15 protein-coding genes are annotated in these 20,984 nt (G+C 69.2%); 12 read left to right on the forward strand and 3 right to left on the reverse strand.

All coding sequences use genetic code 11. From position 1 onward, the window contains the following. Positions 1-91 precede the first annotated feature (91 nt). From purF to radC, 6 genes are all read left to right on the forward strand, one after another. Positions 92-1,624 carry an amidophosphoribosyltransferase gene (gene purF / locus WEB29_11455; protein MEX2137547.1) on the forward strand — a complete coding sequence of 511 codons (1,533 nt, stop codon included), beginning with the start codon at positions 92-94 and terminating at the stop codon, positions 1,622-1,624. A gap of 5 nt (positions 1,625-1,629) precedes the next feature. After that, complete coding sequence (gene purM / locus WEB29_11460; protein MEX2137548.1) at positions 1,630-2,661, forward strand: phosphoribosylformylglycinamidine cyclo-ligase; 1,032 nt, start codon at positions 1,630-1,632, stop codon at positions 2,659-2,661. Between the two features lie 4 nt (positions 2,662-2,665). Then, on the forward strand, positions 2,666-3,286 hold the full coding sequence (gene purN, locus WEB29_11465; GenBank protein MEX2137549.1) for a phosphoribosylglycinamide formyltransferase: 621 nt from the start codon (positions 2,666-2,668) through the stop codon (positions 3,284-3,286). A gap of 18 nt (positions 3,287-3,304) precedes the next feature. After that, positions 3,305-3,895 carry a zinc ribbon domain-containing protein gene (locus WEB29_11470; protein ID MEX2137550.1) on the forward strand — a complete coding sequence of 197 codons (591 nt, stop codon included), beginning with the start codon at positions 3,305-3,307 and terminating at the stop codon, positions 3,893-3,895. A 14-nt stretch (positions 3,896-3,909) separates the two neighbouring features. After that, the gene (locus WEB29_11475; protein ID MEX2137551.1) at positions 3,910-4,917 is read left to right on the forward strand and encodes a CPBP family intramembrane glutamic endopeptidase; all 1,008 of its coding nucleotides are present in this window, start codon (positions 3,910-3,912) and stop codon (positions 4,915-4,917) included. 117 nt (positions 4,918-5,034) lie between these two features. After that, complete coding sequence (gene radC / locus WEB29_11480; GenBank protein ID MEX2137552.1) at positions 5,035-5,655, forward strand: DNA repair protein RadC; 621 nt, start codon at positions 5,035-5,037, stop codon at positions 5,653-5,655. A gap of 83 nt (positions 5,656-5,738) precedes the next feature. Here radC and WEB29_11485 read toward each other — a convergent pair whose 3' ends face one another. Both WEB29_11485 and WEB29_11490 read right to left on the reverse strand, forming a co-directional pair. Further along, positions 5,739-6,632, reverse strand: a complete 894-nt coding sequence (locus tag WEB29_11485) for an ice-binding family protein (protein MEX2137553.1) — start codon at positions 6,630-6,632, stop codon at positions 5,739-5,741. Positions 6,633-6,751: 119 nt separating this feature from the next. Further along, the gene (locus tag WEB29_11490; protein MEX2137554.1) at positions 6,752-7,849 is read right to left on the reverse strand and encodes a PQQ-dependent sugar dehydrogenase; all 1,098 of its coding nucleotides are present in this window, start codon (positions 7,847-7,849) and stop codon (positions 6,752-6,754) included. Between the two features lie 213 nt (positions 7,850-8,062). Between WEB29_11490 and WEB29_11495 the strand changes: the two genes are divergently transcribed. Both WEB29_11495 and glgX read left to right on the forward strand, forming a co-directional pair. Then, positions 8,063-10,147: an alpha-1,4-glucan--maltose-1-phosphate maltosyltransferase gene (locus WEB29_11495; protein MEX2137555.1), complete on the forward strand. Its 2,085-nt coding sequence runs from the start codon at positions 8,063-8,065 to the stop codon at positions 10,145-10,147. After that, on the forward strand, positions 10,144-12,147 hold the full coding sequence (gene glgX, locus WEB29_11500) for a glycogen debranching protein GlgX (protein ID MEX2137556.1): 2,004 nt from the start codon (positions 10,144-10,146) through the stop codon (positions 12,145-12,147). Before WEB29_11495 ends, glgX begins: the two co-directional genes overlap by 4 nt. Here the strand turns inward: glgX and glgB are convergent. Further along, on the reverse strand, positions 12,116-14,035 hold the full coding sequence (glgB, locus tag WEB29_11505; protein MEX2137557.1) for a 1,4-alpha-glucan branching protein GlgB: 1,920 nt from the start codon (positions 14,033-14,035) through the stop codon (positions 12,116-12,118). The two genes, glgX and glgB, sit on opposite strands and share 32 nt — an antisense overlap. Positions 14,036-14,175: 140 nt before the next feature. On the opposite strand from glgB, the gene WEB29_11510 reads away from it, so the two are divergent. From WEB29_11510 to WEB29_11525, 4 genes are all read left to right on the forward strand, one after another. Continuing rightward, positions 14,176-15,231 carry a rod shape-determining protein gene (locus WEB29_11510; GenBank protein ID MEX2137558.1) on the forward strand — a complete coding sequence of 352 codons (1,056 nt, stop codon included), beginning with the start codon at positions 14,176-14,178 and terminating at the stop codon, positions 15,229-15,231. A 7-nt stretch (positions 15,232-15,238) separates the two neighbouring features. Continuing rightward, entirely contained in the window at positions 15,239-16,108 is an 870-nt protein-coding gene (gene mreC, locus WEB29_11515) for a rod shape-determining protein MreC (GenBank protein MEX2137559.1), read from the forward strand. 172 nt (positions 16,109-16,280) lie between these two features. Beyond that, positions 16,281-17,987 carry an Ig-like domain-containing protein gene (locus WEB29_11520; GenBank protein ID MEX2137560.1) on the forward strand — a complete coding sequence of 569 codons (1,707 nt, stop codon included), beginning with the start codon at positions 16,281-16,283 and terminating at the stop codon, positions 17,985-17,987. Positions 17,988-18,128: 141 nt separating this feature from the next. Continuing rightward, complete coding sequence (locus WEB29_11525) at positions 18,129-20,960, forward strand: glycosyl hydrolase family 18 protein (protein MEX2137561.1); 2,832 nt, start codon at positions 18,129-18,131, stop codon at positions 20,958-20,960. Positions 20,961-20,984 lie beyond the last annotated feature (24 nt).

Genomic DNA, 20,984 nt, shown 5'->3' on the forward strand with positions numbered 1-20,984 from the left:
CCGCGGTACGTTGGTTCGAGACGGCGTCGGGTGGCGGGTGGCTCCGGTATCATCAGGCTGTGCCTCGACCCCACCTCGCCCGCTGATCACGGTGCGACGGACCGCCCTGCCGGCTCCTGAATTCGAGGCGGGACCACACCTCCGCGAGCTGCCGCGGTACGAGCCGCATGGGCCCAGAGAAGAGTGCGGCGTGGTCGGGGTCTACGCCCCCGGACTGCCGGTTGCGCACCTGGTGGCACTCGGGCTGCACGCGCTCCAGCATCGGGGACAGGAGTCGGCCGGGATCGCGGTCTCCGATGGATCCCAACTCACGCTGCACAAGCGGCTCGGGCTGGTCGGCCAGGTCTTCGACGAGGAGACCCTCGCCCGGCTGGAGGCCGATCAGGATGGGGCTCCGGGTGGGCACGCGGCGCGCCTGGCGATCGGACACACCCGCTACAGCACGACCGGTTCGAACAGCCTGCCGAACGTGCAGCCGGTCTACGCCGCGAGCGAGCTGGGGGAGCTCATGCTCGGGCACAACGGCAACCTGACCAACGCGACCTGGCTGCGCGACGAGCTGACCGAGCAGGGGATCGAGTTCGTGACCGCCAGCGACACGGAGGTGCTGGCCAAGCTTATCGCGCACGCCCCCGGGCGAAGCTGGGCGCAGCGGGTGGAGCACGCTTTCCATCGCGCCTCGGGTGCATACACCTTCACCATGCTTACCGGCCAGTCGCTGGTGGCGGCGCGCGACCCGGTTGGCTTTCGCCCGCTGGCGCTCGGCCGGCTGCACGACGCCGCCGGGCGGCCTTCCGGCTGGGCAATCGCGTCGGAGAGCGTCGGCCTCGACGCGATGGGTGCCACGTTCGTGCGTGACGTCGAGGCGGGCGAGATCCTGACGATCGATGAGGAAGGGGTGCACGCGTCGCGGCCGGGGGTGAGTGCCGAGGCGAGCGACGCACGCGAGCGGCTGTGCGTCTTCGAATTCGTCTACCTGGCCCGTCCGGACAGCGTCATCGGCGGCCGCCTCCTGTACGAGGCCCGCCTGCGGATGGGTCGGCGCCTGGCGATCGAGCAGCCCGCCGACGCCGATCTCGTGATCCCGGTCCCGGATTCCGCCGTCCCGGCCGCCATCGGCTATGCGGAGCAATCCGGCCTGCCGTTCCGCGAAGGGCTGATCAAGAACCGATACGTGGGTCGTACCTTCATCCAGCCCGGGCAGACCTCCCGCGAGGCGTCGGTCCGACTGAAGTTCAACCCGCTGCCCGAGGTCCTGGCCGGCAAGCGGGTGGTGGTGGTCGACGACTCCATCGTGCGCGGAACGACGACCGGGCCGATCGTCGCCATGCTGCGGAGGGCCGGAGCACGCGAGGTGCACGTCCGGATCCACTCGCCGCAGATGCGATACCCGTGCTACATGGGGGTGGACACGGGCCGTCGTGCGGAGCTGATCGCTGCCAACCTGGGGCTCGACGGGATCCGGCAGCAGATCGGTGCCGACACGCTCGGCTACCTGTCACAGGAAGGGCTGCTGGCGGCGGTCGGCGGCGATGAGCGTCGGCACTGCACCGCCTGCTTCGACGGCAACTACCCCGTCGACGTGCCACTCGACGTCGACAAGTTCGCGCTCGAGCGCGGCTGATCCGGATGGGGCAGAGCTATCGGGCCGCGGGAGTCAACGTCGACGAGGCTCAGCGCGCGGTTGACCTGATCGCGCGCGCCGCGGCGACGACGGCGACCCCGGCGGTGATGGGTGGCGTCGGGGGCTTCGGCAGCCTCTTTCGCTTCGACCCGAGAACGCATCCCGACCCCGTGCTGGTGGCATCGACCGATGGCGTCGGCACCAAGCTGAAGCTGGCCATTGCCCTGGATCGCTATGACAGCATCGGGATCGACCTGGTCCATCACTGCCTCAATGACATCGCCGTGCAGGGGGCCGATCCGCTCTTCTTCCTCGACTATCTCGCCGTCGGGCGGCTGCGCGCAGAGGTGGCCGCCCAGATCGTGACCGGCATCGCCAACGCGTGCGCGGCCGCCGGGGTCGCGCTCGTTGGCGGGGAGACGGCCGAGCTGCCGGACCTGTACCGCGGCGACGACTTCGACCTTGCCGGCTTCATCGTCGGGGTGGTGGCCGCGGCCGACGTGATCGACGGCTCGCTGGTGCGCGAGGGCGACATCCTCCTGGGCCTGCCGTCGAGTGGCCTGCACACCAACGGCTATTCACTCGCGCGTCGGATCTTCGGCGAGGACGATTGGTCCCGAACGGCGCCGGGGCTGGAGCGGACAATCGGCGAGGCGCTGCTCGAGCCGCATCGGTCCTATCTCGACGAGATCAGGATCCTGCGTCGCGCGCTGCGTGCGGCAGGCGGGGACACCTTGGCCTTCGCGCACATCACGGGCGGTGGCTGGGTGGACAACATTCCACGGACCCTTCCCCCCGGCCTGGGCGTCGCGGTCGAGCTGGGGTCGTGGCAGGTCCCGCTCATCTTCAGCTTGATCCAGGAGCGCGGCGACATCGCCGACGATGAGATGGTGCGCGCCTTCAACCTGGGGATCGGCCTCACCTGCGTCGTTCATCCGGAGCATGAGACGGTCGCCCGCGACGCGTTGCCCGAGGCCAGTCGTGTCGGCACGGTGGTGAGCGCGGCGCCGGGGTCGGCGCGCGTCACCTTCGCATAGGCCGATGCGCCTCGGCATCCTGGTATCGGGGCGCGGCTCGAACCTCGAGGCGGTCCTGGACGCCATTGCCTCCGGGCGACTCCCGGGGGTCGAGCCGGCCATGGTGATCGCCAACCGGCCGGGGATCCGGGCGCTCGAGGTGGCTGCCCGCCGTGGCGTTCCGTGGCGGCTCCTGGTGCGGAACGACTTCCCGAGTGCCAGAGCGCGTGATGAGGCGATCGGTCGCGCGCTGGTGGAGTCGGCGTGCGACGTGGCGCTGCTGGCCGGCTTCGACCAGGTCCTGCGGGCCTCATATTTTGCTGCGTTTGGCGGTCGCACCATCAACATTCACCCCTCGCTGCTTCCTCGACACGGCGGCCACGGGATGGTCGGGCTCGCGGTGCACGCCGCCGTCCTGGCCGCGGGCGAGGCCGAGACCGGAGTCACCATCCACGATGTGACGCCGTCCCTCGACGCCGGGCCGGCGATCCTGCAGGTCCGGCTACCGGTCGTTCCCGGAGAGTCGGCGACGGACCTCGCGGAGCGTGTGCTGGAGGTCGAGCACCGGGCGCTGGTGGAGGTGCTGGCGCAGCTATCTGGTAGCATGACCGCCGCGTCGCCAGCGCCGATCCGCGCGCGGCGGTAACCGGAGAGGTTCCTTCCCATGCCTGACGGCCTGCCGGATCCGGGGAAGATCTGGAACGACTTCATCACCAACCCGCTGGTCCAGACCGCGGGCACACTCATCGTCGTATACGTCGTCCTGCTCTGGCTGGGGACCGCCTATTGGGCATTCCGCGACATGCAGGCGCGCTCCGAGAACCCGATCCTTCCCTACTTCGCGTCGGCCCTGATCATCTTCTTCACGCCGCTCCTGTTCCTGTTTGCGGTGGTCCTGTACCTCATCGTCCGCCCCCGCGAGTCGTTGGCGGAGGTGTACGAGCGCTCGCTGGCCGAGGAATCGCTGCTGGCCGAGGTCGAGAAGAACGAGCTCTGCCCGGTCTGCCGCGACCGCGTCCACGCCGATTGGCTGGTCTGCCCGAACTGCCGCACCCGGCTGCACCGCGTGTGCCCTTCGTGCAGCAGGCTGGCCGATCCGGAGTGGCCGCTGTGCGCCTACTGCGGACACGAGTTTCAGCGTCCGGCCGCACGCCCGGTCGAGCGCGTCATGGAGCGCACCGCTCCGGCGCGGCCCGCGGAGCGGGCCCCCGACCTGGGCGCCGAACCTGGCCTCCGCCCCGCCTCTAATCCCTGACCAGCAGTCCGCCGGTGGACGAGCCCCGGCCTGAAGGAGTGTGGAACGCGGAGCCCCCGCGCGTCCCGCATCACGACCTCCTGAGCCGCTACCGCGCGCTGCAGGTCATCTCGCTGGCATTCATTGCGGCCGGGATCATCCTCCCCGTCGTCGCGCTGGTTGGCAGCCCGGAGATCCTCACACAGAGCCAGACACCCGAATCCGTCCAGCGCCTGATCGGCCCGCTGCTGCTGCTTGGCGTGGGGGGTATCCTCCTGATCGTCGGCCTGGTGATGAATGCGGTGCGCGCGCTCATCGTGCGCGCGGCACTCCCGCCCGAGCGCTACCGCGGGCCGGCGGTCCTCGTACTGCTCCTGCTGGCTGCCATCCTCGGCACGATCCTGGCGCTCGGGGCCGGCAGAACCGTGCTGGCGCTCTTCGACGGTGGCGAGCTCTCCGTCGGCGGGTCGCTGCTCCTGCTCACCTCGACCCAGATCGGCCTGCTTGCGGTGTCCGGCCTCCTGGTGGTGGCCCCGCGGGCCCTGGCCGGGGTCCGGCTCGTCGGGCGGACCGGCGTGGGCCGGAGCCTGTTGATCGGCCTCGGAGCCGCAATCCCGGCCTGGATCGCGGCGACCCTGCTCGGTGCCCTGGCTGCGGTTGCGCTCGAGGCCATCGGCCTCTCCGAGCAGCCCGGGCCGTTGGACACCTTCCTGGAACGTGGTGACCCGACCGTGATCCTCGTCGCGTTTCTGCTGGTTGCGCCGGCCGCCGAGGAGATCTTCTTCCGTGGCGTCGTCTACAACGCGTGGGAGCGCGAGCGAGGACCGTGGGTGGCGGTCGTCGGCTCGGCGGCGCTCTTCGCGGTGATCCACAGCAGCATCTTCGCGCTCGTCCCGATCTTTGCCCTGGGCGTGGCCCTCGCTCTTCTGTACCGCTCGACCCGCAGCCTCGCCGCCACCATCGCCATGCATGCCGGCTTCAATGCGATCTCGGTCGCCATCGCTCTGCTGGTCCGGCAGGGGATCCTGTCGCTCCCGACCTGACGCGATAAGCCGCCGATAATCGGCCGGTGAGGTGCCAGGGCTAGCCTCGCCACGGTGTCCGCCGTGCTTCGACCGATACCCTTCGACGCCGGGGAGGCGCCGCCGCAGGCTGCCCCGATGGCGCTGGCGAAGCTTGCTCGCTTCGGACCGAGTGCCCTTCACGATGACGAGCTGCTCGCGATTGTGGTCGGCGGTCGCGACGCCGCGAAAGCTGTCCGGTCCGTCCTCGACCCGCGAGGATTGGCCGGGCTGGCATCCGCCGGGCTCGCCGAGCTGCGACCGATCGGGCATCGCCGTGCAGCCTGCCTCCTGGCCGCGATCGAGCTCGGCCGCCGGGTTGCGTCCACGTGGCCGGCCGCCGGCTGGCGCATCCGCGCCCCTGCCGACCTGGCCGAGCGTCTGGTGCCGGTGATGGGTCACCTGGAGCGCGAGGAGCTGCGATCGGTGCTGCTCAACACCAAGAACACGGTCACCGGCATGGTCACCGTCTACGCCGGGAACCTGGCAGGCTCATCGGTCAGGGTCGGTGAGGTCTTTCGTGAAGCGGTCCAACGCCAATCGGCGGCCATGGTGGTCGTCCACAACCACCCATCCGGAGACCCGTCGCCGTCGACCGAGGACCTGCGCATCACCCGCGAGCTGGCTGAAGCGGGGAGGCTGCTCGATATCGAGCTGCTCGACCACCTGGTGATCGGCCACGGGCGCTGGGTCAGCCTGCGTGCGCTCGGCGCCCTGTAGGGCCCATGCGTCCAATGCCCCTGCACAACCTGCGAGGCCCCCGGCCGATCCGGGAGCCTCGCAGCTTGAGCGAGTGGTCGGGCCTACCGGCTCCGGCGAGCCGTTCGCACGCCCGTCGTTGCCAAGGCGGCCAGCATGGCGGTCAGGACCAGCGCGAAGACCACCGTACCCAAGGGGTTGCCTCGCTCTGAGCCACTGATCGCAACGTCCGTCAAGGAGGGGCTTGGCGTCGGCGCGCTTGATGCCGGCGCGCCCGCGCAGGTTGACGTATCGATGCTGTCGTTGATCAGGGTCACCTGCCCGTTTCGGGCCAGTGCTCGACCGGTCACCGTCACGCTGTCCTGCATCGTGATCGATGACAGAGCCATGATCGTCCCCACGAAGGTGGAGCCCGATCCGAGCGTCGCCGAGCTGGTGACCTGCCAGAAGACGTTGCACGCGCTCGCGCCGTTGATGAGCGCCACCGTACTGGATGAGGCCGTGATGAGGTCCGACGTTGCCTGGAAGACCCACACCGAACTCGGGTCGTTCTCGCCGTCAAGCGTGAGCGTCCCGGTGAGGCCGAGCGTGACGCCCCCTGCGTTATAGACGCCGCCGACGAGGGTCAGACCACCCAGCGTCCCGTGCGTGGCCGTCACCGGCAGCGCTGCGGCTACCGTGTACGCGGCGGCGAGATCGATCTTGGCCTGCAGCGCGACCGCGTCGGCCCTGTGGATCGTCCCGCTCACCGTCCCGGGCGGGAATCCCGTCACGGCGGCCGCCGGGCTGATGCCGAGGTCTCCCGTGATGGTGGTCAGCCCGGTATTTGTCACCGCCGGGGTGCCGGCCAGGACCGCGAAGGGCGCTGCCGTTCCAAGGCCGATCGGCGGCGGACCTGCCGCAATTGCGATCTGTCCGACGGCAAGCATGCTGGTCGCGAGGGCGACCGCGATGCCAGCCGGGAGCCTTAGCCTGGGATTGCGAATTCGTGCCTTCATCGTGCCTACCTCGAATCAGCGAACTGCCCCACCCTTCGTGGCAGGAGGCAGTCTACTCCCGCCGCCGTGCACTGGACCGACGGGCCGATCACGCCAACGGTGCGGAGCGATTCATCCCCTCAGCCATCGGCCAGCACTCGATAAAGGTCGCCGTCACTGATGTCGACGAGGTAGATCTCCCCATCCTCTCCCTCCCCGAACGCGGAGATTCGGAGCCCCGTGTCGGCCAGGGGCATGGCGGTCAGACCCTCCGCGGGGAGGGTGAAGACGGTGCCGGAGCAGTAGTCTGCAAACAGGTAGCTCCCCTGCATCACCGGCTGACGCGTGCCGCGATACACGTAGCCACCAGTGACCGAGCACCCTCTGTCGTGCCCGTACTCGGCGATCGGCCCGACCCCGCTGACCCCTTTGCAGTCCCGGAAGCAGTGCGATCCTTCGTAGATATTCCAACCGTAGTTCTCGCCTCCCGCAGAATCGGCGGGCTGGCGGTCGATCTCTTCCCATGCGTTCTGGCCCACGTCGCCGATGTACAGGTCGCCCGTGGCGCGGTCGAAGCTGAAGCGCCAGGGATTCCGCAGGCCGTAGGCCCAGATCTCGGACAGCCCCGCACCCGGGTCGACGCCGCCGGGCGCGTAGGGGTTGGTGTCGGGGATTGAGTATTGCTGCGTGGGTGCCGGCGCGGCGTCGACGTCGATGCGCAGGATCTTGCCGAGCAGCGTCTGCCGGTTCTGCCCGTTCCCAAACGGATCGCCACCCGACCCGCCGTCGCCAAGGCCGATGTAGAGGTAGCCGTCGGGCCCGAAGGCGATCTCTCCGCCGTTGTGGTTCGCAAACGGCTGATCCTGGGTCAAGAGGATCCGCTCGCTCGCTGCGCTGGCAGCGCCGCGGTCCGTCGACGCGGCCAGCTCCGAGATGACCGTCGCGCCGTCACCGCCGCGGCTGTAGTGCACGAAGAGGCGCCCGTTGGCGGCGAAGTCGGGGTGGAAGGCGACCCCCAGCAGCCCGCGTTCGCCGCCGGCTCGGACGCGGTCCGAGAGGTCGACGAAATCGACCCCGCGCACGGTTCCGTCCGGGTTGACGACACGGATTCGGCCACCCCGCTGGTTGACGAACAGGCGACCGCTGCCGTCACCCGCGTTGGTGATCCCGATGGGGTCGATGAGCCCCGAGGCGATCGGCTCTAGCCTGATCCCCTCCAGCGGCCCGAGGCTCGGCATGAGCGAAGGAGACGGGGAAACGGCCAGCGACGACGGGCTCGGCGCACCGGGAGCGGACGGAGACGCCTGGGGGCTCTCCGTGGGGGAGCTGCATCCGACCGCCAGCAGGACCGTGAGCGCGGCAGCCGACCAGTGGTTCTGTCGACGGTTTCGGGCGTGCATGTCGGCCACAGCCTACCCGGGCGTGGATGGGGTACGGTTGCGCTCCAACCGATGACGACGACCCGAGCAGCCCTCACGCGCGCCGCCGTAGCCGCTCATGCCGCGCTCGAGCCAGGGCCCGAGGCGATCGGGACGCGCCGGTCGATCGTGATCGAGGCCGTGGACCCGGAGATCGACTGCGGCGAGGCCGCGGTCAAGCGCGTCGTGGGAGACGAGCTGCGCGTCACCGCCGACATCTTCGGCGAAGGGCACGACCTGCTTGATGCGGCGCTGCTCATTCGTCGCGAGGACGAGCAACGCTGGACGGAGTCCGGCATGCGCCTGGTCTCCAACGACCGCTGGAGCGGCACTGCACGGCTGCGCCATAGCGCGAGGCATCGGTACACGATCGAGGCCTGGCGAGATGCCATCGGCTCATGGCGAGAGGCAATCACCAAGAAGCTCGACGCCGGCCAGCCGGTCGCCACCGAGCTGGCCGAGGGCCGCGCGCTGCTGGAGGCGACACAGGGGCGCACGCGCGGGGCGGACGCGCGCCTGATCGCCGCCGCACTGACGCGGGAGAGTCGAGCCCGCACCGAGCGCACGCGTGCCGCGGCGCTTGCGGACGACCGAGTCGTGGCAGCGGCTCGCCGACACCCCGATCGCGGCGCGGCGACGCGGTATCGGCGCGAGCTGCCGCTGGTGGTCGATCGCGAGCTGGCGCGCTGCTCCGCCTGGTACGAGCTGTTTCCGCGATCCCAGGGCCGCGATCCAGCCCACCCGGTGGCAACTACCCTGCGCGAGGCCGAGTGGCGTCTCTCGCAGATTGCCGCGATGGGCTTCGACGTCGTGTATCTGCCGCCCATCCACCCGATCGGTCGCACGAATCGCAAGGGACGCGACAATGCCGTGCGGGCGCGGCGCGGCGATCCCGGCTCGCCGTGGGCGATCGGACGTGACGGCGGGGGCCACACCCAGGTGGCGAAGGAGCTGGGCGGGATGGAGGCGCTCGATGATTTCCGAGGGAGAGCCGAGGCGCTTGGCCTCGAAGTGGCGATCGACCTCGCGCTCCAGGCATCACCCGACCACCCGTGGGTGAAGCAGCATCCGGAGTGGTTCAGTCAGGCGCCGGACGGCACGATCAAGTACGCGGAGAATCCGCCGAAGCGTTACGAGGACATCTACCCGTTCGACTTCGTCGGCGCGGCGCTCGCCGATCGCGAGGCGCTGTGGCACGCGTGGCTTCAGGTGGTGCTGACCTGGGTCGAGCGCGGCATTCGCATCTTCCGCGTCGACAACCCGCACACCAAGCCGGTCGCCTTCTGGCGGTGGCTGATCGCCGAGGTGCAGGCCGTCGATCCCGGCGTCATCTTCCTGGCGGAGGCGTTCACCGCCCCAAAGATGATGCGGGCCCTGGCCAAGGCGGGATTCAGCCAGAGCTACACCTACTTCACCTGGCGCGACTCCCCCGACGAGCTGCGCGACTACCTGACCGAGCTGACGGCAGGCCCGATGCGCGAGTACTTCCGCGGCAACCTGTGGCCGAACACCCCCGACATCTTCCCGCACCACCTCGAACACGGCCGAGCTGCCTTCGCGACCCGGGCCGTCCTGGCCGCGACGCTCGCTCCGTCGTGGGGGATCTACTCCGGCTTCGAGCTGTGCGAGCGCGGGCGCCTCGATGACCGGGAGGAGTACGCGCGCAGCGAGAAGTACGAGATCCGCGCGCGCGATTGGGGCGCGCCAGGCAACATCATGGCGCTGGTCTCCGGACTCAATCGACTGCGGCGCGAGTGGCGTGCCCTGCGGCTGAATGACAACCTGCGCTTCGAGCGGATGACCGGCGAACGATCCCTCTTCTATCGCAAGGCCATGCCCACGGGCGAGATCGATCCGCTCACCGGATCCTCGAGCCTGTGGCGCGATCCGGTCTACGTCGCGGTCAACTGTGATCCCGGGAGCCCGGAGAGCGCGATCCTGCACCCTGACCTGCCCGCGATCGGGATGGGCTGGGATGAGCCCTACCTGATGGTCGACCTCCTGACGGGACGCTCCCGCCGGCTGCGTGGCGCGGAGATCCAGGTCGAGCTCAACCCGGCGCGCCTCCCGTATCGGGTCTTCACCATTCGCCCGATCGCCGGCTCGCCCGCCAGGTGACGGCCGACCTCGGCGCTCCGCTCGGCGCCACGCCAGCGGAGGACGGCACAACCTTTCGCCTGTGGAGCGAGCACGGCGAGGCGGTAGAGCTCTGCATCTTCGAAGCCGATGGTGCGGAGCGGCGCGTCCCCCTGGCACGCGGCCCGGACCAGCTGTGGGCAGTCCACGTCACGGGGGTGGGCGAGGGCCAGCGCTACGGCTACCGGGTGCACGGACCGTTCGATCTGGAGGAGGGCCATCGCTTCAACCCGGCCAAGCTGCTGCTGGACCCGTACGCGCGCCGGCTGGAGGGGCCGATCTCCCTCCGCGAGGAGCATTTCAGCCATCGCGATGGCGAGGGGGACGACGACCGGGGACCTGATCAGCGCGACTCGGCGCCGTTCAGCCCGAAGACCATCGTCGAGCGTGCGATGCCGGCCATCGACGAGGCCGAGCGGCCACGCACCCCGATGCTCGAATCGGTGATCTACGAGCTCCACGTCAAGAGCTTCACGCGTCGCCACCCGGAGATCCCCGAAGGACTGCGCGGTACGTATGCCGGTCTGGCTCATCCCGCGGCGGTCGCGCACCTGCACACACTCGGCGTCACTGCGGTCGAGCTGCTGCCGGTGCAGCAGCAGCTGACTCCGCGATTCGTTCTCGAACGCGGCCAGATCGACTACTGGGGCTATAACACGGTCGCCTTCCTGGCTCCCGATCCGCGACTGGCGGCCACCTCCGATCCGCGGGCGGAGCTGCGCGAGACGATCCAAACGCTCCATGCGGAGGGGATCGAGGTCCTGCTTGACGTGGTCTACAACCACACCGGTGAGGGCGACGAGCTCGGCCCGACGGTCGCCTTCCGCGGCATCGACAACGCCGCCTACTATCGCCTCGACCCGGCTGACGCGAGCAAGTATCGGAATGATTCGGGCACGGGCAACACGCTCGACGCGACGCATCCGGCCGTGGTGCGCCTGGTCCTCGACAGCCTCCACACCTTCGCCTCCGAGTACGGTGCCGATGGCTTCCGCTTCGACCTGGCGACCGTGCTGGGCCGCACGCCGGCGGGGTTCTCGGCCGACGCCCCGCTCTTCGCCGCGATTCAGGCCGACGTGCGCCTCGCCGGCCTCAAGCTGATCGCCGAGCCGTGGGACCTGGGCGTGCTCGGCTACCGGCTGGGGGAGTTTCCCGCGGGCTGGAGCGAGTGGAACGGGCAATACCGCGACGCGGTCCGGCGCTTCTGGGCCGGCATGGAGCATCTCCCGGGGGACCTGGCCCTCCGCATCGGCGGCTCGCCCGACCTCTTCCCGATGGAGGCCCGCGGGCCGGCGGCATCGGTCAACTTCGTGACCTCGCACGACGGCTTCACGCTGCGCGACCTGGTGAGCTACGCCGAGAAGCACAACGAGGCGAACGGCGAGGACAACGAGGATGGCGAGACGACGAACGACTCGCTGAACTTTGGCGTCGAGGGCGACGCGGATGACGAGGGGATCCTGGCCCTGCGCGAGCGCCAGCGGCGCGCCCTGCTGGCGACGCTGCTCTGCTCCCGCGGCGCCGCAATGCTCCTCTCCGGCGACGAGCTGGGCCGCACGCAGCGCGGCAACAACAACGCCTACAGCCAGGACAACGAGGTCAGCTGGCTCGACTGGAGGCCGGCCACCCGTGACGCGGCATTGCTTCCGTTCGTGCGGTCGCTGGTCGCAGTTCGCCAGGCGCACCCCCTCCTCCGGCATGGCGCTGCCTCCGTGGTGGGCACCATGCCGCTGACCCTGCTGATCACGTCCGACGGCCCACAGGAGGGGCCTGATGCTGCGCTCCTGCTTGCCCTGAACCCGACCGATGCACCCTCCGTCGTCCACCTGCCGGCCGAGGAGCCGGGCGGCTGGATCAGGTATCTCGACTCCGCCGATCCGGAGCCGACGCCCCCCGCGGGGCGTCCGCTGCGCCCGGAGCCTGCCACGCTCGCACTTCCCGGTCGCAGTGTCATCCTGCTGGGACGCTCGCCCAAGCCCTAAGGCTCCCCGCCGGCTGGTCCGCCGAGGGGCGCAGGAAGAGGGTGCCTCGCGGGGGGACGATGACCTGTGCCGACGCGGGCTGCCCGCCCCAGGGGTGCGCCTCGGCCCACACGCTTCCACCGTTTCCCACATTGGTGCCGCCGTAAGACTCTGAGTCGGTGTTGAGCAGCTCGTCCCACCGGCCGGAGACGGGAAGCCCCAGGAGGTACCCATGGCGAGAAGTGGCAGCGCCGTTCTGCACCACGACCGTCATCTGCTCCTGCATGCCCGGAAGTGCCCCACGACGCACCCAGGCCACGACCGAAGCATCGGCTGTCCCCTCGCCGTCGATCCATGCGAAGCCTGCGGGGTCGGCGTCCCCTGCCCAGAGCGACGGTGACGAGTGATACAGCGCGGCGAGGTCGTTGAGCAGCCTTGCATAGCCGATCCGCGCGACATCGCCTTCAGCCTCCTTCCACGGAAGCTGGCGATCGTGGTTCCATTCCCGCTCAGGGGCCAGTTCGGTGCCCATGAACAGCAGCTTCTTCCCCGGCTGACCGACCTGGTTGGCGACGAGCGACCGAAGACTCGCAAACTGCCGTTCACCCTTGCCCGGCATCTTCCCAAGCAAGGTGCCCTTGCCGTGGACGACTTCGTCGTGCGAGAGGGGCAGGACCCATCGCTCGTTGTCCAGGTAGAACCCCCGGAAGGTGATCTCGCGACGATGGAGCCGGCGCCTGTCGGGTCGCTTGTGGAAGTAGACCAGCGTGTCGTGCATCCAGCCGAGGTCCCACTTGAGGTCGAAACCGAGGCCGCCGTCGGCCACCGGGCGGCTGACGCCAGTGAAATCGGTCGACTCCTCGGCGATCGTGATCACCCCGGGAAGCCCGATGCGACACCGCGTGTTCAGCTCGCGCAGGAAGGCGATCGCCTCGAGGTTGTGGTTGCCACCCTGGACGTTCGGCGTCCACTGGGCGCGTTTGCGCGCGTAGTCGAGGTAGAGCATCGAGGCGACGGCGTCGACCCGCAGCCCGTCGACGTGGAACTCCTCCAGCCAGTAGCGAGCATTGCCGATCAGGAAGTCGCGGATCTCCGCCCGCCCGAAGTTGAAAACGAGGCTGCCCCATTCGGGGTGCTCCCGTCGCTGCGGGTCGGGATCCTCGTAGAGGTGTGTCCCGTCGAAGCGGGCGAGCCCATACGCATCACGTGCGAAGTGCGCCGGCACCCAGTCGAGGATCACGCCGATCCCAGACTGATGGAGCAGGTCGACCATGCCGCGCAGTTGATCCGGGGTCCCGTAGCGCGCGGTCGGGGCGTGGAACGCCGTCACCTGGTAGCCCCACGATGCATAGAACGGGTGCTCGGCGAGCGGGAGCAGCTCGATGTGGGTGAATCCGTGCCGAATGCAGTGCTCGGCGAGGAGCGGCCCCAGCTCCGCGTAGGTCAGGAACCTGCCTCGTGGTCCGCGTCGCCACGAGCCGAGGTGGACCTCGTAGATCCGCATTGGAGAGCGCTGGAGATCGCGCCGCGACCGCTCCTCCAGCCAGCCGTCGTCCGACCAGGCGTGCGCCGATGGCGTCGCCACGTGGCTCGCGCTTCCGGGCGGAAGGTCCATCGACTGCCCGTAGGGATCGGCCTTGTGCCTGGTTCGGCCATCGGCTCCGCGGACGACGTACCGGTAGCGATCGCCCGCCTTCACGCCGGGGACGAAGCACTCCCAGATGCCAGTGGCGGATGACAAGGTCATGGACACGGCGTCGTCGTGCCAGTTGCAGAACGCTCCGGTCACGCTGACCCGCCGCGCGTTGGGCGCCCACACCGAGAACGCCACCCCATCGGTCCCGCCGACCCTGCGGAGGTGCGAGCCGAGGACCTGCCAGGGTCGTGCGGGCTGTTGCTCGTCGGCCATCGCTCGTCACCTTAGCGAACTCATCGCCGAGGGCGACTTCGCATTGCCCGCGGCTGGCCGATCCGTCACACTTCGCCCATCGCCAGCCGCCCAGCTGGAGTCCCCACCGCGCGTCATTCACCGTCCCAGCTGGAGGCACCTTGGGCATCTTCGACGGCCTGCTCGGGCTCCTCTCGCACGACGTGGGGATCGACCTCGGCACGGCCAATACGCTCGTCACGGTGCGCCATCGCGGAATCGTGATCTCGGAGCCGAGCGTGGTCGCCATGGACACGCGCACGAAGCGGGTGCTCGCGATCGGCGCCGAGGCCAAGCGAATGGTGGGCCGCACGCCGGCCAACATCGTCGCCATCCGCCCCCTCCGCGACGGGGTGATCAGCGACTTCGACGTCACCGAGCAGATGATCCGGTACTTCATCCAGAAAGTGCACGACCGATACGCCCGCATCCCGCGGCCGCGCGTCCTGGTCGGCATCCCGTCAGGCGTGACCGAGGTCGAGAAGCGCGCCGTCCGGGATGCGACGCTGAACGCCGGCGCGCGCTGGGCGCGCCTGATCGAGGAACCGATGGCCGCGGCGATCGGGGCCGGGTTGCCGGTCAGCGAGCCGACGGGGTCGTTGATCGTGGACATCGGGGGCGGTACCACCGAGGTCGCGGTCATCAGCCTGGGTGGGATCGTGGTCAGCCGCTCGATCCGGATCGGCGGAGACGAGATGGACGTGGACATCGTCAGCTTCGCCCGCCGCGAGTACAACCTGCTGATGGGCGAGCGCACCGCCGAGGAGATCAAGATCGCGGTCGGATCGGCCTACCCGATGGACAACCCACGCACGGTCACCTTCCGCGGGCGAGACCTGCTGACCGGTTTGCCGCGCGGCGTCGAGGTGGGGAGCGACCAGATCCGCGAGGCGCTGGAGCCCTCCGTGGCGCAGATCATCGACGCCATCAAGGAGACGATCGAGGAGACGCCGCCCGAGCTGGTGGCGGACATCATGGACCAGGGGATCGTCCTCGCCGGCGGCGGCGCGCTGCTCATCGGCCTCGACAAGCGGGTCGCCGAGGCGACGCAGATGCCGGTCCACGTCGCGGACGACCCGCTGACCTGCGTCGTGCGCGGTACGGGGCGCGTCCTGGAGGAGCTCGACACGCTCGAGCGGGTGATGGTGAGCGAGCAGTTCACCCGCGCCCCGCGCTAGGCACCCCATGCTCGACGGCAGCCCGCACCGTCGGTCGCGTGCCGGCCTCTGGTTTGCGGCCGGCACCGTCGTCTCGTTGCTCCTGCTGCTCACCTCCCGCACGCCTCAGGCGCTGGCGCTGCAAGAGGTCACGGCACATGCGCTGGACCCGCTCCACGGCGCGATCGGCGGCGTGGGGGCGGGGATCTCGGGCTTCTTCACGACCATCGGGGAGATCGACCGGCTGCGATCGGAGAACGACCGCCTGCGGGGGGAGCTGGCGGGTGCCGAGGCACGGCTGGCCGAGCTGCGGGAGGCCGCGGCCGAGAACGCCGAGCTGCGGGGCCTGCTCGGCCTCACCACCTCGATGCAGATGGATCTGCTGCCGGTCCGGATCCTTGGACGGGATCCCAGCAACTTCACCTGGGAGGTCGGGATCGACGCTGGCACGAATGACGGCGTCAGGATCGGGATGCCGGTGGTTGCCGCGGCCGATGGGTCCGGAGCGTTGGCGGGCACTGTGATCGCCACCGGTTCCGACTCAGCAACCGTACGCCTGCTTGTTGACGCGCGTGCCAGCGTGGTGGCGATCGATCAGCAGTCGCGCGCCCTTGGCCTGGTGCGCGGTCAGCTCGGGGGGCAGCTGGTCATGGTCCAGGTGCGCGCCACCGACCTGGCTGCCGTCGGGGACACGATTGCCAGCGCGGGCCTGACCCTGACCGATGCGGGCGGCGCCGCGATCGGGCGCAGCCCGTACCCGCGCGGGCTGTTGATCGGAACGATCCAGGCCCTCGAGCTGGATGCCGACGGCCTCACCCAGACCGCGTTCGTGCGTCCTGCCGTCGACTTCTCGGCCGTCGGGCGCCTCCTGGTGGTGCTCCACTTCGACCAGGACTAGTCGCCGCCCAGGGGTGCCCCTGCCCGGGTTGCCCCCGCGCAACATGGCCCCATCGCCGTGGTTGCAGCGGACGAACGGGGCATGGGCGTGAGCTGCCCCGCTGGGTACGGTGGCAGCAGATAAACGTCTCCGGACACGTGTGCCCGGATCCCATGCCACCCAGGAGATCCCATTGCCGAACCGCGTCAAGGTCGCGCTCATCGCCTCGCTGACCATCATCTCGTCGCTGATGGCAGCTGCGCCCATGGGCGCCGCGGTGACGCCGCAGAAGGTCGTCATCATCGTCGGTCCCACCGGGGCACAGACCGATAACTACCGCTCCAAGGGCGACGCCATCGCCGCCGTTGCGGTGGCCGCTGGTGCGACTGCAGTCAAGGTCTACTCGCCCAACGCGACCTGGGCCAACGTCAAGGCAGCGGTCAATGGGGCGAACATCGTCGTCTATCTGGGCCACGGCAACGGCTTCCCGAACCCGTACGGCAGCACCGAGCTCACCGACCGACACAACGGCTGGGGCCTCAACCGGACGACTACCAATGGCGATGGCGACAACTGGGGCAGCACGATGGTCTACTGCGGCGAGAAGGTTCTCCGCGGGATGCTGACCTCGTCCGACGATTCTGCCCGGCTGACCTATTGCGGCGGCACCGCCAATGACGGCATCACCCCCGCGCCCAACTGGGTGATGATCTTTTCCAATGCCTGCTATGCCCCTGGGGCGAGCGAGGGTTGGGACACGCCGGCCACTGAGTCGGTAGCGTTTCAGCGCGTCCGAAATTACAGCTACCCCGGACTCTCCATCGGCGGCGGGGCCTACTTCGCGACCGACATGCAGAGCGGCGCCCCGCAGCTGGTCGACACCATCCTGCGCAACCCGGGGATGGCCTTCGGTGCAATCGCCGAGAACGCCAACGGGTACGACCTGTACCGCCAGCGGCACTTCGCCCATCCCGATCTTGCGGGCACGCGGATCTGGATCCAGAACAGCGGCGACGCGACGAGCGGCGACTACTTCCTCGCCTACGCCGGCAAGCCCGCGCTCACCCCGTCCGGCACGACCGTCGCGTACACCGAACCGGTGCCGCCCGCCGTGCCGACATTGGCCGCCCGCAACCCCGGAGTGAATGCCACCGGAGTGGCGACCACCGTCCAGCCCTATGTCCGCTTCGACCGGGTCGTGACCGGCGTCAGCACCAGCACCTTCCTCCTGAAGCGGACCGGCAGCGGGAGCCTGGCCGGCACGGTCACCAGTGCGGGTGATGGGATGCAGTACACCTTCCACCCATCCGCGCCGCTGGTCCCGTTGGCGACTTACACCGTTACCCTCAGCACGGCCATCAAGAGCAGCGAGGGGGTGGCGCTGGCGCCCACCACGTGGAACTTCAGTGTGGGGGGAACGCTCACCTTCAAGCAGGGCACCCATACCGGCTACCAGTTCAGCAGCACCGGGGTCATGACCGCGGTCAAGAGCTACACCCTGGGCAAGGACTCGAGCGCCTACACCACCAAGCGCCAGAGCATCAGCAACCAGTCCGGCACCTGGTTCTACGTGAGCAGCGGCGTGTGGGCCGGCTACTGGATGCGGCAGTCGAGTGTCCTGTACCTGACCAGCGCTCCCATCGCGACAGTGTCGATGCCGAACGCCACCTACAGCCCGACCGTGCTCCTGACCTTCCTGAAGGGCACTCACACCGGCTACCGGTTCAGCAGCGGGGTCATGACCGCGCAGAAGAGCTACACCCTCGGCTGGAACTCAAGCGCCTACACCAGCAGACGCCAGACCGTCAGCAACCAGGCCGGCACCTGGTACTACGTCAGCAGCGGGGTGTGGGCCGGCTACTGGCTGCGCGCCTCGGACGTGGTCTACCTCAAGCCCTGAGCGGCAGTCCTTCGTTCGGGCTACGACGCGCAGGCCATCGGTACCATGGTCTGGAGAGGTGCGGTTCCGTAGGGTGAGGACGTAGCGGTCGCCGGTGATCCGTCGGCCGCAGGTCCCGAGCCCGCAGCTGGTCCAATCCAAGTGATCCGACGCATCCTCGCCCTCGTCACCCTCCTCATCGTCCTTGCCGGGTCGGCATCGGCCCCTCCGATGGCACTCGCCGGCGGCCCGCCGATTCCCCCGCTGCGCGCCGACGGGCCTGTCGTCCTGCCCAATGCGCGCGTACTGCCGATGAAGCCTGACTGGGTTCAGGAGTCCTCCGTTCAGGCAGAGATGCTGGCCGAGCACGCCAACGATCGCCTCACCTTCGAGCCGGGGGCCAGGCCCCGCAGGCTCGGGGAGGCAGGCGCGACGTTTGGACTCGCCTCGGGCGGACCATCGTCGATCATCCCGCTCAGCCTGGCCGCCCCCTCGGGTGCCGAGGCCCCCCTCGCAACCACGGCGGCGTTGCCGAACGGGATGCGCAAGGAGATTCTCGGCTTCCTGCCCTACTGGATGCTCGACGCGGGATCGCTGCAATGGATGCAGTACCAGCTGGTCACCACCATCGCCTACTTTGGGGTTGCAGCGCGCGCAGATGGCACCCTGGCCACCAGCAGCGGTGGCTCGCCCACGCCCGGCTGGAGCGGCTGGAACTCGGCCGCCATGACCAACGTGATCAATGCCGCGCATGCCAAGGGCGTGCGGGTGGTCCTGACGGTCACCATGATGGCCTGGGACGGCGGAGCCGCACAGGCGGCTCTGCTCGGCAGCGCCACCGCCCGGGCGGCGCTGGTCAACTCCATCGTGACCACGGTGCGCAACCGCGCCGCGGACGGCGTGAACCTGGACTTCGAGCCGGTCTCGACGACGCTCCGCGACCAGTACACCAGCTTCGTCCGCCAGCTGAAGGCCGGCCTCGTGGCGGCGGGCGTCGGTTCGTACCTGACCGTGTGCACCATGGCAGGCGCGGCTACCTGGTCGACCGGGTACGACCTGGCCGGGCTGACCGCGGCGGGTGCAGCCAACGCGGTCTTCGTCATGGGCTATGACTACAGCTGGTCCGGATCCGCGCGTGCCGGCGGCGTCGCTCCGATGGATTCGCCCTACATCCTCGACGTGCGCGAATCGGTCGATGACTACCTGTCGATCATCCCCGGCGGCAAGATCATCTGGGGCGTTCCGTACTACGGCCGGACGTGGCTGACGACGAGCAACGCACTGAATGCCACTGTGCGGGCCGGCACGTCCGGCTCGTCCAAGGCCTACTTCTACACGGGCGCGCGCAACCTGGCCGCGAAGTACGGACGCCTCTGGGACAACGTGGGCAAGGTGCCCTGGTTCAGGTACTACGACTCCGCCAAGGCCACGTGGGTCGAGGGCTACTACGACGACGCCGTCTCTCTGGCGGCGAAGTACGACATGGTCAACCAGAAGAACCTGGCCGGGACGGGGATGTGGACCCTGCTCATGGACCAGGGCGACAACGCCCTGTGGGCGCTTCTCGCCAACAAGTTCGTCAACGACACCACGCCTCCGGCGGGCGGGATTGCCACCCTGCCGGCACTGTCCAGCACCGTCACGCTCAAGGTGACCTGGAGGGCCACTGACGTGGGGTCGGGCGTGAAGTCCTATTCGGTGCAGGTCCACGACCGCTCGACCTCGACCTGGGTCCCCTGGCTGACCGGAACCACTGCCACCACTGCCTCATACACCGGCGTGCCGGGGCATGCCTACGACTTCCGTGTTGCGGCCGTCGACTACAAGGGCAACACGCAGCCCTGGCTCCCGTCGCTGGCCGCGCCGGGGGCGACGCTCAAGATCGGTGGCTTCGCGCGTGTGGCGGTCGACACGCTGAACGTCCGTTCCGGCGCGGGGACCGGCTTCTCCACGCTGGCTCAGCTCTCGTCGGGTGCGACCGTGGCCGTGCTGGCGGGTCCGATCGCCGCAGGTGGCTACCAGTGGTACCAGGTCCAGTTCGACTACAAGGAGTGGCCATCTGCCGACTACCCGCGAACCGGGTGGGCGGCCTCTGGCAGCGGCGGCACCGCCTACCTCGTCCCCACCAAGCCTCCCAACATGATCACCATCTCTGCCACCGCAGACCCTGCGCCGACATTGGCCGCCCGCAACCCCGGAGTGAATGCCACCGGAGTGGCGACCACCGTCCAGCCCTATGTCCGCTTCGACCGGGTCGTGACCGGCGTCAGCACCAGCACCTTCCTCCTGAAGCGGACCGGCAGCGGCAGCCTGGCCGGCACCGTCACCAGTGCGGGTGATGGGATGCAGTACACCTTCCATCCGTCGCTGCCGTTGGTCGCTGGGGCCACCTATACCGTCACCCTCAGCACGGCCATCAAGAGCTCAGCGGGCGTGGCCCTGGCGCCCACCTCCTGGAACTTCACCGCGGCGTGGCCCTCCGGGGCCGTCACCTTTAGCCCGGCCGTGCTCCTGACGTTCAAGCAGGGCACCCACACCGGCTACAAGTTCAGCAGCGCCGGGGCCATGACCGCGGTCAAGAGCTATACCCTCGGCTGGAACTCGAGCGCCTACACCAGCAAGCGCCAGGGCATCAGCAACCAGTCCGGCACCTGGTTCTACGTGAGCAGCGGCGTGTGGGCCGGTCACTGGATCCGACAGTCGAGCGTGGTGTACCTCGCCAGCGCTCCGGTCGCCGCGGTGTCGATGACGAACGCCACCTTCACCCCGGCAAGGACGCTCGTCTTCAAGGAGGGCACCCATACCGGCTACCGGTTCAGCAGCACTGGCGTCATGACTGCGCAGAAGAGCTACACCCTGGGTGGCGGGTCCAGCGCCAGCACCACCAAACGCCAGAGCATCACCAACCAGTCCGGCACCTGGTTCTACGTGAGCAGCGGCGTATGGGCCGGCTACTGGCTGCGCGCCTCGGACGTGGTCTTCCTCAAGCCCTGAGCGGCCCTGGGTCTGGGCGATGCG

The sequence above is a fragment of the Chloroflexota bacterium genome, assembly GCA_040902225.1.
GTDB lineage: Bacteria > Chloroflexota > Limnocylindria > QHBO01 > QHBO01 > CF-167.

What these genes read in the sequence shown, in the direction of transcription:
- WEB29_11490 (MEX2137554.1), bottom strand. Translation starts at nt 7,849, where the DNA reads ATGCCGAGCCTCGGGCCGCTGGAGGGGATCAGGCTAGAGCCGATCGCC.
- purM (MEX2137548.1), top strand. Translation starts at nt 1,630, where the DNA reads ATGGGGCAGAGCTATCGGGCCGCGGGAGTCAACGTCGACGAGGCTCAG.
- mreC (MEX2137559.1), top strand. Translation starts at nt 15,239, where the DNA reads ATGCTCGACGGCAGCCCGCACCGTCGGTCGCGTGCCGGCCTCTGGTTT.
- WEB29_11485 (MEX2137553.1), bottom strand. Translation starts at nt 6,632, where the DNA reads ATGAAGGCACGAATTCGCAATCCCAGGCTAAGGCTCCCGGCTGGCATC.
- WEB29_11495 (MEX2137555.1), top strand. Translation starts at nt 8,063, where the DNA reads ATGACGACGACCCGAGCAGCCCTCACGCGCGCCGCCGTAGCCGCTCAT.
- glgB (MEX2137557.1), bottom strand. Translation starts at nt 14,035, where the DNA reads ATGGCCGACGAGCAACAGCCCGCACGACCCTGGCAGGTCCTCGGCTCG.
- radC (MEX2137552.1), top strand. Translation starts at nt 5,035, where the DNA reads ATGGCGCTGGCGAAGCTTGCTCGCTTCGGACCGAGTGCCCTTCACGAT.
- WEB29_11470 (MEX2137550.1), top strand. Translation starts at nt 3,305, where the DNA reads ATGCCTGACGGCCTGCCGGATCCGGGGAAGATCTGGAACGACTTCATC.
- purN (MEX2137549.1), top strand. Translation starts at nt 2,666, where the DNA reads ATGCGCCTCGGCATCCTGGTATCGGGGCGCGGCTCGAACCTCGAGGCG.